Here is a 12,797-nt window from a genome sequence, read left to right as displayed (position 1 = left end):
TCCTAAAAAGGACAAGGCCCGCAGTGAGTGCAGGCCTTGGTGATATGGGTTGGTTTAGTCAGTCTTCTTGGTTCTGTTGCGCAGCTTTGGCGCTTTGGGCGGCGACAGCGCCAGAATGTGCGAATCCAGTTCGCCTTTCTCCACGGCCTTGATGATGGTTCCTATCACATCCAGTAGTTTGTCTTTCGGGCCAACATCAATCGCAGTTTTGCCTTTTTCCAGCTCCATTGATTTGAGGCCCACCTTGATTTCAAAGTAGTAGTGCTCGTTGGCATCGTAGTACCAAGGCCGGACGGCTTTGCGCTTGCGGATCGTCTGGCGCTCTCCTGTTTCAGGGTGTTTCACCACCTTTTCTTTAAAGGCTTCGAAGGGTTCACCCGCTAACATGCACTGCACCATGGCCAGCTGTTCGTCCAGCCGCTCGATGAGCTTCATGCGTTTGCCTAAAATCGGTGGCTTAGGCTCGATTTTTGGACGGTCGATCACCTTGAGAGAACTCAATAATGTAGTCATAACATTCACCTTGTAATGTGGGTGTCAGGGCTTAGCGGATAAAGCCGATGCCTGACGAGGGTTGCTTGCGTTGGTTTTCGTCTTTCAGCAGCAGAAGTGCCGATTGGCGAGGGTTTGAACTGGTATCGAAGTTCAGACGTCTTGCAACAATCGCAAAATCGCCTGGGGTTAAGTACTTGAGCGTAGTGAGTCTGTCGCGCTCGTCACTCGATAGCGTTTTAACACTCAGAACGCGCTTGTAGAGCGTCATCGCTTGCTCAGCAGTCAAGTAGTCACACTCAAGCTTGAAGTCAAAGCGGCGAAGCACAGCTCTGTCTAGCGACTGGTCGAAGTTTGTTGCTGCAAAGAGCGGCTGCGTGAAGCATTCAAGCTGTGTCAGCAGCTCACTTACAAGCTGCAGCTCATGCTGATTGTGCAAACGGTCACGACTGGTTAAGAGGCTATCCACTTCATCAAGGAGTAGGATTTGCTTATCCTGATGGGCTTGCTGAAAAAGCTCGGCCACATTCTTTTCACTGTCGCCCACGTATTTACTGAGCACATCTGAACACTTCACCCGTTTGATGGGGTAATCAAACTGCTCAGCCATGTGATAGGCCAGCGCTGTTTTACCCGTGCCAGGCGGACCGCAGAGTAATACCCGTACCGAATGACCTTTTTTCACAGCATGGCGGATTTGCGCTAACTGCTCATTGCCTTGTTTGATGTTCAGCGCTGCAAGATTTAACAAACGACGTAGGTTGCAGAGCTGACCAAGCGGCAAACCCTCAACCAAGCCAGCTCAACGGTATTGGCTCAGGCCAACCAGCGACCATCGGTGGCTCTAAGTTTACTCAGTGGCTGATCTGAAGCCTTGCTGTATTTCAAATTGCATAGTGCATGATATGAGCATAACATGCACATAAGACGTTATTTTATGGAGGTTCAAATGAACATCACATTAGGCACTGAGTTTGAAAAACGTATTCAGGAAAAGGTTGCATCGGGTATGTATACCTCCGCCAGCGAAGTGATCCGCGATGGCCTGCGGCTGCTGTTTGAAAAAGACATGCAAAAGCAGCAACAGCTGGATGTTCTGCGGCAAGAAGTTGCCAAAGGTTTTGAGCAATTGTCTGCTGGTGAGCATTCGTCAAAGAGTACATTGGATATATTTGATGAAGTAAACCGGAGCATGCATGGCTAGTTACCGGCTTTCACGGCTGGCCGAAACAGACCTGCGAGAAATTTCCGCAACGGCAATAACTAACTGGGGAGGTGCTCAGGCCAGAGCTTACTTGGAAAGCCTGGACAAAACGATGCTGGCGCTTGCGAAGAACCCAGAGTTAGGCCGAGAGCGAAGTGAGGTTTATGCCGGTGCGCGTAGTTTTCCATCCGGCAAGCATGTCATTTTCTATCGTGCGGCCGCAAAAGGTGTCATTGAAATAGCGCGTGTATTGCATCAGCGTATGGATCTGCTGAGTCAGTTCAGCAACGAGTCCTGACGTATCCCTATCTATTGAAATAGTCTGAGATAATCCATGGCATTTAGCGAGTTTGAGCAATTCCGTATCGAAAAGGCGATTGATGCCTTTATGAAGCAATGTCGGCCCCGGCCCGACAGCCGGCATCAATTTGATTTATCGGCCAGGATAGAGCGGCAAAGTTTAGTGCTGTATGAGGTGCGGCCGGACAGGCAGGACAGCACAGTGATTCACCAACATCCCTTTGCCAAGCTGACGTATGTCCGTACACAAAACGTCTGGAACATTTTCTGGATGCGTGCCAACCTGAAATGGTTTAGCTATGAGGCTGCTCCCTCAACGCGGAGCATTGAAGAAGCGCTGCAACTTGTTGCAGAAGATCAATTCGCTTGTTTCTTCGGCTAATACAGTTCGCTCTGATATTCGCAGTTTAGGCTCTAAAACAGGAATAACGTGCATATTAATTTCAGGAACATTGAGATGTCTGCAGGTGAATCGAAAAACAGCTGAAAATGTAGGTAAACAGGCATGAAGTCTGAGATAAAAGCACTTTAATCGTGATTAAAGTGCTTTTAAGTCGCGTCACGGGGGGATCAGAACCATTACTAAGGATGCAAAATTTTCAGCGCCAGCCAGTCTTTTGTATCGTCATCATCCGAACTCATGCACCAGTACCGCGAAGGAATGGCCAGCACACTTTCTGGCCGAGTTTTCAACTATTTACTTTTAGGTGGGTTATTGCCACGACCCGGACCTGATGGGTTGCCTGTTTTACTTGGTCCATTTGCTGGTGAATTGCCCTTAGCCATTTAAATATCCTCATTGGGTTGGTTAGAATTCAAGGCCGGACAAACCGCAATACGCAAGGTTACCTTGCTACGGAGAGCCCAGCCCTAGCCTCCAATACTTTCTGCTATCTGATCAACAGATTTCGTACAAATTTTCTATTTTTAACATGACTTCTCCCCTGCCAGAGCGGGCCCTCAATAAATCCCTACATCCGCTATACAGCTGTTTTGCATGCCATTTCTTGCACGCAAAACAGAGAGCAGGCTATTCAAATGACAGCATTTTGTTGGCCTAAGTGAACGTCCTGCCTGGCACTATCGTCTGGATCTTGGCTGTAAATGAGAGCTATGCCGGTGTTGCTTCAGTCCTGGCGTTTGACACTAAAGAGATGATGCCAACGCGGCAGCTCCACCACCTGGTTTGTTATCCATAACGAATATGCGGCTGAGTTCGCTGGCGCACGGACATCTGGCCTCAATTCTCTATGCTCAATACTGCAAAGCCACCAACACCAAGGAATTGTTTATGAATATTCAAACGCCAACCGCACGTCAGATGTTAAACCATAGCCTATTGCCGTTACTGACTGTGCTGCTTTTCACCACAAATGTTGCCACAGCTCAGATCAAAGCTAACACAGCTGCTGAAGAAACCCGCCAGGTCGGAGGGACAGAGGCAAAAGATCTGGATGTGACGAATCGGGTAAAATCAGCGATTGCGCTGGAAAACTCGCTGAGTAGCTTTGAAATCGAAGTTGTCACCACCAAAGGCGATGTTCATTTAACCGGAATGGTGGACACTCAGTCGCAAATCGAGCAGGTAGCCACCATAGCCCGCAATGTGAACGGTGTTGCCAGTGTACGGAACGAACTGAAGTTAAACTAATAAGTTCCAACAGCTGCACTTAGTGCTTACTCAGTGGGATGATCTGGCGATACACCGGCAGCAGCCGCTCGTCAGATTAGCCCCGCAACTAATTACGCCGAATGAGTTTGGCTGCTTTTTCGGTTAACAATCCTGGCGTTATTTACCCCAACCTCAATAGCGCAGCCTGATTCAGTTGCTGCAGTAATTTCACCACCCCGGCCTGGATGTGATTGCCGCTCATGGCTGGCACCAATGCCGCCAAAGTGGTCACTAATTCAGGCAGACTTTGCCCGCTGTCTTGCAGTAACTGCATGGTGGCGCAGCTGAGGGCGTCCAGTTGCATAAAATGCACCTGATCATCCTGGCCACGATAGATGGCTAAAAACGTCGGCTGGGCTGGCGCTGTCGCCGGTTGGTAACTGACGGATAACTGATGCACCGGAAACTGATAAGCAGCTACTGCTAACAGCGGCGATAGCTGGATGCGGTGACCTGCCTGCAACTGCTCAGTCAACAGCTCGGGTTGCAGCGCTGCGCTGGTGGCCGATACATGCGGCGTTTCGCGGCGGAATAAATCCAGTTCCAGCCATTCGTAATGGGCGAGTTCCAGGGCAAAAGGTGGCAAGTCGTCGCAGTGATCTGGCAACCATTGCAAAAAGGCTGCCGGGATCTCGATAAAATACGGGCTATCTAGCTGACTTTGCTGAAAAAACTGGCTGATTTTCTGCTCAAACACCTCTGGCGGGCACAGCTGTCTTAATACCGGAAAGGTGCTGCGGACAAAATTGGCAACATTATTTATCACCAACTCGCGATATACCGCCAGCCGCTCGGCGGCAATACCGGCCGGGGCTTCAGCTGCAGTATTGCGCACCGCGGCGGCAAATTGCTGTTGAATGGCAAATAACGACGTCATCCGGCCACCTGTTGCAGTGAGCTGACGGCATATTGTTGCTGAATGTGCTGGATTTGTTTCAGTTCAACCCTGAGTTCGGTCAGCGCAGGCAAATTAAAATCACGCTCCAGCAAGGTTGGAAACACGCCATGGCACTGGTAAGCATAAGCCAGCAATTGCCAGACCGGCTGACAAACATCGGCACCATGGGTATCAATCAGCAACTGCGGATGTTGTTCATAATGACCAGCAATATGGCCATAACGGATCCGGCTGGATGGCAAGGCGCGAATAAAAGCATAGGGATCATAACCATGATTGACCGAATTCACATACACATTGTTGACATCCAGCAGCAACTGACAATCGGCTTGCTCCAGCACTTCAAGTAAAAACTCCAGCTCCGACATCTCAGCCGCCACCGGGGTGTAATACGAAATATTTTCCAGCACCAGCGGCCGCTGTAACAGATCCTGCACCTGATGGATGCGTGACACCAGATGCTGCACCGCATCGCGCCGAAACGGCATTGGTAACAAGTCATACAACTGCCCGCCGGCGGCGGTGTAGCTCAGATGTTCGCTGTAACAAAGCAGCGGCAACTGGCGGAAAAATTGTGTCAGATCCGTCAAAAAACGGGTACTGAGTGGATCAGGTCCACCGATATTCAGCGACAGGCCGTGACATACCAATGGATAGCGCTCGGCAATTGCCGCCAGTTTTTTCTGTAACAGTCCGCCAAAGGGTAACCAGTTCTCTGGTGCCAGTTCCAGAAAACCTAGCTCTGGACAACTGCTGGTCAGTAAGTCTTGCAAGTGTTCACGACGTAAACCCAGCCCCACCAGCGGAATGGCGGCTAACTCTGCGTTGGGCTGACTAGTTGTTGCTAACATCATCTGTACCATCGACCTCTGAATTGAAAAACTGGCTGCCGGCTCTGTTGCGTGGTGTTACCACCTGCTGTGCAAGAGGACCGTGCCACAGCAAGATAACTTTCAAAGATGCGGTCTATGCCCGACAGCAACGATGCGGCCATGGCCCGCCAGCCCCTCAGGGTTAATGCCGGAACAAGCCGGCGGTTTGTCGCAGCTGGGCTGAGAGTCCGGTCAACGACTGGCTGGTATCAGCCACTGCCAGATTGGCAGCGGACACGCTGCTACCCAATTGCTCAAAGGCCAGAATTTCGTTGCGTAATTCATGTGATTTATGCTGCGACTGCTCTGCCAACGCAGCGGCCTGCTGGCTGACAGTCGCTAGCTCCAGGATCACTTGCCGTCCGCCTTCCAGAGTTTGCACCAGCATCGCAGCCAATTCAACGGAACGCTGCGCTGTGGCACGATTTGATTGCATATTGGCCACGGCAGCGCGGATGGAACTGACGATATTCGCCAGCATGCTATTAATTTCGGCAGTGGATTGCTGGGTACGAACCGCCAGCGTCCGCACCTCATCTGCCACCACGGCAAAACCACGGCCTGAATCACCGGCTCTGGCCGCTTCAATGGCAGCGTTTAACGCCAGCAAGTTGGTTTGGGAAGCAATTTCGGCGATGCTATTGACCACCCCAGCCACCTGATCCCCGGTCGCTTGTAAGGTAGATAACATCTGTGCCGTTGTTTCGATATCTGCTGACAACTGACTGATACTGCCAGAAGTTTCAACCACAGCTTTTTTACTTTGGGACATCGACTCTGCCCCTGCCTTGGCAGAATCGGCGGCATGACTGGAGCGACTGACACTATCCTCCATCTGCTGTTCCAGCTCGGTCATACTTTGCACCAGCAACAACAGCTTTTGCTGTAACACGCTAATGGCACTGGAGGACTGGCCGGAACTGCCCGCCAGCGCACCGACGGCGTGATCGATGCCATTCATTGCCTGATGCATTTCAAAAATACCGTCTTTAAACACACTGAGCAGATGATTGACACTGCCTGCCACCTGGTTGACTTCGACCACAGGCGCCGGAGCCAGCACTTTGGTCAGATCCCTCGACTTGGCAATATCGGCCAGATCGTCAGACAGCCTGACGATAGGCCGGGCAATTTGCTGCTGTGCCAACAGGAAAAAGGCCGCTGTAACAGCAAAAATCAGTAGCAACAAACCAAATACAGTGTAGGAGTTGGCTGTCAGCGCACCGTTAATGGTCGAGGTATTGGTCTTAGCCTTGGCGGTGATCCGCTGTGCCAGCGCTTCTGTGGCCTGATTAAACTCAGTGGCGCGCTGATTGATTTGTGTCAGTTGCTCCCGGGCAGCATCCCAATCGACCGGATCTGCCTGCATCAACTGGCTTAGTTGGCTTAAAGCTTGATCCAGTTGCTGAAACTGTGCGGCAACCGCCTGATGGTCATATCCGGTCAGCTTGCCAAACTGCCCTGCCAGCAGCGCACTAAGCTCCTGTTGTTTAATGGAAAATTCCGCGGCCGTGATGGTGGTGCCGTATAACTCGTACCCGCTCAGCACGTATTGTCTGGCGGTACTTTGAGTGGTGTTGACAGCCTGTAATGCCGGCAGGGAATCATCGACAAAGCCATTCACTTCCTGGGTCACTGTTTGATTGCTGTGGTGCAGGAACAAAGCTGCAATCAGGGTGGCGACTAAAATTGCGATATAACCGGTCAGGATCCGGCTATTGATCGAGTCTGAACGCATGGACAGATATCCTTATCAGGGTGGGTTGGCTGCTTAACTCACTATAGACCGCCTATTGCAGCGCAACCTTTCGCGCTGGCAATAAAATAAAAAATGTGCTGATTGATACCAATTCTCTGAAATCAGATCACACTTGCTAAGGTCTTGTTGCATGACGCTGCCATTTTGCAGTGACGATACTTAACCCACAGTGAAAGGAAAATGATGATGAACACAACGATGAAACATAAATCGGCTCTGAATGCGTTAGTACTGGCTTCATTGGCAACGGTCACAGTGGCAAGCGGCACTGCATTTGCTGCGGTGCCAATGACCGCGGGTTATGAAGTGGCCGCGATGGAAGCCGCCTGCGGTGCTGATAAACAAAAAACCGACAACGCCGATAAGGCCAAAGAAGCGAAATGTGGCGAGGGCAAGTGTGGTGCTGACAAAAAAGCCACTGAAGACAAAGCCAAAGAAGGCAAATGTGGCGAGGGCAAGTGTGGTGGCGACAAAAAAACCACCGATGACAAAGCCAAAGAAGCCAAGTGTGGTGGTTTAGTTTAATCGGGCAGGCTTAATCGCTGACCGGAGCTGCCGCGCCCCGGTTGGCTTTAAGCGGGCTTGGTTTTACGCGGGCTTGGCTGGACTGCCCTGTGTTCATTGTGAGTCGCTGCAGCGCCCTAAGCCTGGATGCCTGCATTGCAGTTAGCGTCAGCGCCAGCCAGCACTAAAAGTAACATCTTAGTTGGTTCGGTCTGCCATCACGCCAGGCATAGCAGAGGTTATCCGCATGAATATCATCCACAGCAGCTACCAGCGTTATCAACAATGGCGCGAGACGATCCTGCGCTTTGATGGAGTACCGGCGTTGCTGCTGAGGTTATATCTGGCCCCGGTAATGATGCAGGCCGGCTGGAACAAATATCAGCATTTTTCCGATACCGTCGAATGGTTTGGCAACACTGAATGGGGACTTGGCCTGCCCTTCCCGGCAGTATTCACCACTTTGGCGATCCTCGCTGAATTGCTCGGCGCTATCCTGTTACTGGCTGGCGCTATGACCCGGCTGGTCACTCTTCCTTTAATGATTACGATGCTGGTCGCGATCACAACAGTGCACTGGCCTTATGGCTGGCTGGCAATTGCAGATGCCTCCAGTTGGCTGGCCGACGGCACAATTTTCAGCAATGCCAGCGTGCAGGCTGCACCGGAAAAACTGGCAGCAGCCAATGCTATCCTGCAGCAGCATGGCAATTATGAATGGTTAACCAGCAGCGGCAAGCTGGTGATCCTCAACAACGGCATCGAATTTGCCGCCACTTATTTTCTGCTGTTGCTGGCGCTATTTTTTATCGGCGGCGGTCGTTATGTCAGTGTTGATGACTGGATAAAACGCCGCTTAAACGAGCCAGTCAACCGCAGTAACAGCTGGTAACATCCCTCAGTCAGCGCTGGCCAGCCAGTTGCAGATGCTCATCCGGTTGTTCTGATCCGACTGGTGCTTGTTGCTTAAAAACCAACAGCATCATTAACTTCCGTTGATAAGTCGCTTTTGTTATGCTCAGCCGCCTATTGCTGACCAGGGTTCTGCCAGACTGCCCCATGCGCAAAAACATCATCTTGCTGACAGTCTTGCTGCTCGGTTATCTGTGGTGGCAATCCTCTGATGCCGCCCCGGAATTCACGTCGCCAGATTTAACGTCGCCGATGCCCTTGATTGAGCCAATATCGGCCACAGTAACGAGTCAAAGCGCCCCGACAGCAGTGCAACCCTCTGCTGTTGCCGCTATTGCTGCCTTGCCAACAGCCAGCAAAGCTGACACCGCAACCAAAGCCGCAGCTTTGTTACAACAGGCGGTCACATTACGCCAATGCTGGAATGTGCCGCTGGATGAACCGGCGCTGGAGGCCTGGTTGCAACAAGCGACCCAAGGGCACCAGACGCCGGAGCAAATCTTCGGCATGCAGCAGCGCTTTGCACAGTGTCAACAACACTTCCTGGCCACAACCAACCACAGCAATGCGCCCAATACCAGTCCGCAACCAGCACAGCAGCACAACTATCTGAATTTGTTGCTGCAAGCCGCAGCGCTTGGCTCTGATGCTGCGGTGCAACAACTCTGGACTCTGGCTGAGCCAGAATTAGTGCAGCAATTGCAACTGGCTGATTTGCCACGTGATGAAAAAATCAAGCGTAAACAACAATTTAAACAACAGCAGTATCAGTTGGCGGCAGCAGTTGCGCAGGCTGGAGGTGAGCAGGCGGCGCTCATGCTGATCAGTGGTTATCAGCATTATGATCCGGCCACAGGTGGGCAAAGTTATGATAAAGCATTGGCTTATCTCGATTTTATGCTTCAAACCAGCAGAAATAACCAGATCTACAGCCAGTTGCAATGGCAGCGGGACAGACTGCTGACCCGGATGACGGAAGCTGAAATCAGCCAGGCTCAGCACTTTACCGAGCAATTATTGTCGCCACAGTAGCGGTCAACACGCTCTCATCACAACAGCGCTATCAAGCAGGCGATAGCGCCGCCCCCTGCTTTGTTCTGCTCAGCCTGCCAGCCAGACCGCATTGGGTCAAAGTCGCTGATCACGCTAAACCTGAAGCTAAATACCCTCAGCCAGCCATTCATGCCCAAAGCCTCTTTTTATTGCTTTGCAGATAGGTTCAAGTGCATAGCCAGCTGAAAAATCAACCAGCAAGCTGGCTGCACAGTCCCATAAAGCAATAACAAAACGGAAACACACACTATGCAACAGCAACACCATCTCTGGCCACAATACCGTTATTCCTTGCTGTCACTCGCCGTGCTGGCGTGCAGCCCCCTGAGCCTGGCTCAAACGGTCTCAGTGCAAAAACCGCCGCAGGACGACAGTAAAGTTGAAGTGATCGAAGTGACAGGTAGCCGGATCCGCCGCACCGATTTGGAAACCAATACTCCTGTCGTCAGCCTGGGGGCGGAGGAAATCGCTAAAACCGGGACTGTGAACATCAGTGAGCTGCTCAATGAATTGCCCAGCATGGTACCGGCAGGTGGCACCGAAACCAGTAACAGCAATGGTTATGCCGGTTTGAGCCGGCAAGATTTACGGGGACTTGGTTCCAACCGGACTTTGGTGCTGGTGAATGGCCGCCGTCATGTGCCTTCCGTACCCGGCACCAGTGAAGTGGATATTTCGTCAATTCCAACCGCCTTGATCGAGAGAGTCGATATTATGACCGGCGGCGCTTCTGCCATTTATGGCGCCGATGCCGTGTCAGGCGTGGTGAATATTATCCTGAAAAAGGACTTTATCGGCACTGAAGCAACGGCTTCTTATCAGGTCACGGGCGCAGGGGATGGTCAGCGCTGGTATACCAGCCTGACACACGGTGACCATTTTACTGACGGCAACGGCAGTTACAGTCTGCACGCCAGTTATCAGACGTCAGACGAAGTTGAAGCCAATACCAGATCTTATGTCGCCAATGATTTAACCTATATCCGCAATACTGCAGGCGACTCGCCAACCTATCTGGTTGGCAATCGCAGCCCACTGTACGCCAGTAGCCAACGGGTCTTTTTGCTGTCGGGCCGTCCTTATCAGCTCAATGCCGATGGCAGTCCGGTCGCCATGACTGCTGCAGGCGAAGCCATCTACGGCAGCAGCAGCAGCCAGTTGGCTGCACTGACAGTGGATGCCAGCAATGCAAACTTTTATACCCGATACCATTGGGGCCGACTGGCGGTTCCAGTCGATAAGCTGAATTTAAATCTGAACCTGAGCCGGCAGTTAACCAGTGCCATCCAACTGACCTCTGAGCTGAAGTATGTCAGCACCGATTCAGCAAGCCGCACTGAGCCTTTAAGCGAATATGGCGTCACCCGGCTGGCCCGCAATTACCCGTTTTACTCGGCAGCGCAGCAAGCCGAAGTCAACCGAACCGGCCAAGGCCTGTTATTTGGTGGTTATTTTCCTGAACTTGGCAGAAGAGGAGCCGATTATCAATATGATCTGTATCAGGCGCTGGTTGCACTAGAAGGTGAGCTCGCTGACACTTATCGCTGGCAATTCAGTGCTCAGCACGGTCAGACCAGAGTCAACACCACCACCGTCAATGATTATTCCCAGGCCTACTGGGATAAACAGGTCTGGGGCAGCACCGGCTGGGTCTGGACCGGCACCAAGTGGTCTTTTGAAAGCAGTTGTGAAGCAGGTTGTGCCATTGATGTTTTTCAGCCGTTAACGGCGCAAAACATCGCGGCGTTAAAGCTGGATCCTCACACCAGCCATGCCAGACTGACCCAGTCGGTGTTGAGCAGCAGTATCGACGGTGCCTTGTTTGAACTGCCGGCAGGTGACGCCAGCATCGCGGCCGGGCTTGAGCACCGACGGGAAAAAAGCAGCGACCTCCCTTCTGCAACTCAGTTGGCGGGGCTGGGCGCCAATAACTATCAGGCCAAGCCGTTAACCGGCAACTACCAGGTGACTGAGGCCTTTACTGAAATCAGTTTGCCATTACTGAGCGCCGTCCCCATGGCAAAAACACTGGAGATCAACGGTGCCTGGCGCAGCGCAAAGTACAGCACTGCCGGCACCAGCCATAGCTGGATGACAGGCCTGGACTGGATGCCGTTTGACGCACTGAAACTGCGGATCAGCCGCGCCAAAGCAGCGCGGGCACCGAATATCACCGAAATTTTTCAGCAAGAAAGCCAAAGCCGCAACTATGTGTACGAAGTCTGTTACTCAGCTTATCGGGAACAAGGCTCTGCCTATCGGCAGGCCAACTGTAACGCGCGGGGACTGGCAGATCCGGACAATTATTATAACGATGCCTTAATTGTCAATTCTGGCAATCAACAACTCAAAGCCGAGCGGGCTTATACCTTCTCCACCGGTTTGGTTTATGCACCTCAACAACTGGAAAATCTGCATCTGACGCTGGATTACTGGGATATCAATCTGGTGGATAAAATTGGTACGCTCAATTGGGCAAGCATCTACCCCAACTGCATGGACAGCCCGACGCTGGATAATATCTTCTGTGCCATGATTGAGTATCAGCCCGACTTGACGCAAATTAATGTTGCTTACCTGAATCTGGCCAAACACCAGACCAGGGGCGTTGATTACGCGCTGGAATACCGCATTGATTTACCTGTCAATGGGCTGCAAATGGCACTGCGCAGCAACTGGAGCCGTTTACTACAACGTGATCTGCAATCGGATCCAAACGCTGAGATCAGCAGAACTTTAGCAGGTATGGCCTTTCCGAAATGGCGGGGCCGAACCGGTTTAACCGTCTGGAATAGTGGCTGGAACCTGTCGCTCACTGCACATTACATTGGCTCACAAACACCTGATTTAGCAGGGGATCCAAGTGAGTATGCCATTGCCGAAACCGGCAGGCTCTGGTATCTGGATGCCGGGCTTGGCTATCAGTTGACGGCAAATTCCAGCCTCAATCTGTACCTGTCGAATCTGTCAGATCGGGAAACACCCCAGGTTCCTGGCGCCAATACCGGTGGTGCCAGCTGGGAGATGGGTTATACCGCTGGCCTCTATACGACGCTGGGTCGCTATTATACTCTGTCATTTAATCATCAATTCTGACATGAAAGCGTGCCCGCACTTTGGCGGGCACTATT

The 12,797-nt window shown here is 51.8% G+C and carries 13 protein-coding genes and 1 pseudogene; 9 read left to right on the top strand and 5 right to left on the bottom strand.

Going from position 1 to position 12,797, the window contains the following annotated elements; all coding sequences use genetic code 11:
• Nucleotides 1-54: 54 nt before the first annotated feature.
• Nucleotides 55-513: a DUF6641 family protein gene (locus tag AC53GJ_RS04115; RefSeq protein WP_496731273.1), complete on the bottom strand. Its 459-nt coding sequence runs from the start codon at nucleotides 511-513 to the stop codon at nucleotides 55-57.
• A 31-nt stretch (nucleotides 514-544) separates the two neighbouring features.
• Nucleotides 545-1,102: an ATP-binding protein gene (locus AC53GJ_RS04110; protein WP_496732759.1), complete on the bottom strand. Its 558-nt coding sequence runs from the start codon at nucleotides 1,100-1,102 to the stop codon at nucleotides 545-547.
• 153 nt (nucleotides 1,103-1,255) lie between these two features.
• On the opposite strand from AC53GJ_RS04110, the pseudogene AC53GJ_RS04105 reads away from it, so the two are divergent.
• The 5 genes and pseudogenes from AC53GJ_RS04105 to AC53GJ_RS04085 form a co-directional block, all read left to right on the top strand.
• A pseudogene (locus AC53GJ_RS04105) lies at nucleotides 1,256-1,357 on the top strand (flagellin); the annotation flags it as partial.
• 84 nt (nucleotides 1,358-1,441) lie between these two features.
• Nucleotides 1,442-1,696 (top strand): type II toxin-antitoxin system ParD family antitoxin, encoded by a 255-nt coding sequence (locus tag AC53GJ_RS04100; RefSeq protein WP_496731272.1) that lies wholly within the window; start codon nucleotides 1,442-1,444, stop codon nucleotides 1,694-1,696.
• Nucleotides 1,689-1,994 carry a type II toxin-antitoxin system RelE/ParE family toxin gene (locus AC53GJ_RS04095; RefSeq protein WP_496731271.1) on the top strand — a complete coding sequence of 102 codons (306 nt, stop codon included), beginning with the start codon at nucleotides 1,689-1,691 and terminating at the stop codon, nucleotides 1,992-1,994. Before AC53GJ_RS04100 ends, AC53GJ_RS04095 begins: the two co-directional genes overlap by 8 nt.
• Before the next feature lie 36 nt (nucleotides 1,995-2,030).
• Nucleotides 2,031-2,378 (top strand): DUF3024 domain-containing protein, encoded by a 348-nt coding sequence (locus AC53GJ_RS04090; protein ID WP_496731270.1) that lies wholly within the window; start codon nucleotides 2,031-2,033, stop codon nucleotides 2,376-2,378.
• A 909-nt stretch (nucleotides 2,379-3,287) separates the two neighbouring features.
• Nucleotides 3,288-3,647 carry a BON domain-containing protein gene (locus AC53GJ_RS04085; RefSeq protein WP_496731269.1) on the top strand — a complete coding sequence of 120 codons (360 nt, stop codon included), beginning with the start codon at nucleotides 3,288-3,290 and terminating at the stop codon, nucleotides 3,645-3,647.
• 142 nt (nucleotides 3,648-3,789) lie between these two features.
• Here the strand turns inward: AC53GJ_RS04085 and AC53GJ_RS04080 are convergent, their stop codons facing one another.
• From AC53GJ_RS04080 to AC53GJ_RS04070, 3 genes are all read right to left on the bottom strand, one after another.
• Entirely contained in the window at nucleotides 3,790-4,545 is a 756-nt protein-coding gene (locus tag AC53GJ_RS04080) for an HvfC family RiPP maturation protein (protein ID WP_496731268.1), read from the bottom strand.
• The gene (locus tag AC53GJ_RS04075) at nucleotides 4,542-5,420 is read right to left on the bottom strand and encodes an HvfB family MNIO-type RiPP peptide maturase (RefSeq protein WP_496731267.1); all 879 of its coding nucleotides are present in this window, start codon (nucleotides 5,418-5,420) and stop codon (nucleotides 4,542-4,544) included. The genes AC53GJ_RS04080 and AC53GJ_RS04075 overlap by 4 nt, the downstream gene beginning before the upstream one ends.
• 160 nt (nucleotides 5,421-5,580) lie before the next feature.
• The gene (locus AC53GJ_RS04070; RefSeq protein WP_496731266.1) at nucleotides 5,581-7,176 is read right to left on the bottom strand and encodes a methyl-accepting chemotaxis protein; all 1,596 of its coding nucleotides are present in this window, start codon (nucleotides 7,174-7,176) and stop codon (nucleotides 5,581-5,583) included.
• Nucleotides 7,177-7,395: 219 nt separating this feature from the next.
• Between AC53GJ_RS04070 and AC53GJ_RS04065 the strand changes: the two genes are divergently transcribed.
• From AC53GJ_RS04065 to AC53GJ_RS04050, 4 genes are all read left to right on the top strand, one after another.
• Complete coding sequence (locus tag AC53GJ_RS04065; protein ID WP_496731265.1) at nucleotides 7,396-7,722, top strand: HvfA family oxazolone/thioamide-modified RiPP metallophore; 327 nt, start codon at nucleotides 7,396-7,398, stop codon at nucleotides 7,720-7,722.
• 226 nt (nucleotides 7,723-7,948) lie between these two features.
• The gene (locus AC53GJ_RS04060; RefSeq protein ID WP_496731264.1) at nucleotides 7,949-8,593 is read left to right on the top strand and encodes an HvfX family Cu-binding RiPP maturation protein; all 645 of its coding nucleotides are present in this window, start codon (nucleotides 7,949-7,951) and stop codon (nucleotides 8,591-8,593) included.
• A 167-nt stretch (nucleotides 8,594-8,760) separates the two neighbouring features.
• Nucleotides 8,761-9,645, top strand: coding sequence for a hypothetical protein (locus AC53GJ_RS04055; protein WP_496731263.1), 885 nt, complete (start codon nucleotides 8,761-8,763; stop codon nucleotides 9,643-9,645).
• A 270-nt stretch (nucleotides 9,646-9,915) separates the two neighbouring features.
• Nucleotides 9,916-12,762 (top strand): TonB-dependent receptor plug domain-containing protein, encoded by a 2,847-nt coding sequence (locus AC53GJ_RS04050; protein ID WP_496731262.1) that lies wholly within the window; start codon nucleotides 9,916-9,918, stop codon nucleotides 12,760-12,762.
• The last annotated feature ends 35 nt before the right edge of the window (nucleotides 12,763-12,797 follow it).

This window comes from Rheinheimera sp. B2H12, from assembly GCF_059620065.1.
The sequence above is the reverse complement of the archived record's forward strand: the minus strand, read 5'-3'. Positions and strand labels throughout refer to the sequence as shown.

Bases quoted from the DNA above. Each gene is read 5' to 3' on its own strand.
- AC53GJ_RS04065 (WP_496731265.1), top strand. From the start codon at position 7,396: ATGAAACATAAATCGGCTCTGAATGCGTTAGTACTGGCTTCATTGGCA.
- AC53GJ_RS04060 (WP_496731264.1), top strand. From the start codon at position 7,949: ATGAATATCATCCACAGCAGCTACCAGCGTTATCAACAATGGCGCGAG.
- AC53GJ_RS04100 (WP_496731272.1), top strand. From the start codon at position 1,442: ATGAACATCACATTAGGCACTGAGTTTGAAAAACGTATTCAGGAAAAG.
- AC53GJ_RS04050 (WP_496731262.1), top strand. From the start codon at position 9,916: ATGCAACAGCAACACCATCTCTGGCCACAATACCGTTATTCCTTGCTG.
- AC53GJ_RS04070 (WP_496731266.1), bottom strand. From the start codon at position 7,176: ATGCGTTCAGACTCGATCAATAGCCGGATCCTGACCGGTTATATCGCA.
- AC53GJ_RS04055 (WP_496731263.1), top strand. From the start codon at position 8,761: ATGCGCAAAAACATCATCTTGCTGACAGTCTTGCTGCTCGGTTATCTG.
- AC53GJ_RS04090 (WP_496731270.1), top strand. From the start codon at position 2,031: ATGGCATTTAGCGAGTTTGAGCAATTCCGTATCGAAAAGGCGATTGAT.
- AC53GJ_RS04095 (WP_496731271.1), top strand. From the start codon at position 1,689: ATGGCTAGTTACCGGCTTTCACGGCTGGCCGAAACAGACCTGCGAGAA.
- AC53GJ_RS04110 (WP_496732759.1), bottom strand. From the start codon at position 1,102: ATGGCTGAGCAGTTTGATTACCCCATCAAACGGGTGAAGTGTTCAGAT.
- AC53GJ_RS04080 (WP_496731268.1), bottom strand. From the start codon at position 4,545: ATGACGTCGTTATTTGCCATTCAACAGCAATTTGCCGCCGCGGTGCGC.
- AC53GJ_RS04115 (WP_496731273.1), bottom strand. From the start codon at position 513: ATGACTACATTATTGAGTTCTCTCAAGGTGATCGACCGTCCAAAAATC.
- AC53GJ_RS04085 (WP_496731269.1), top strand. From the start codon at position 3,288: ATGAATATTCAAACGCCAACCGCACGTCAGATGTTAAACCATAGCCTA.
- AC53GJ_RS04075 (WP_496731267.1), bottom strand. From the start codon at position 5,420: ATGATGTTAGCAACAACTAGTCAGCCCAACGCAGAGTTAGCCGCCATT.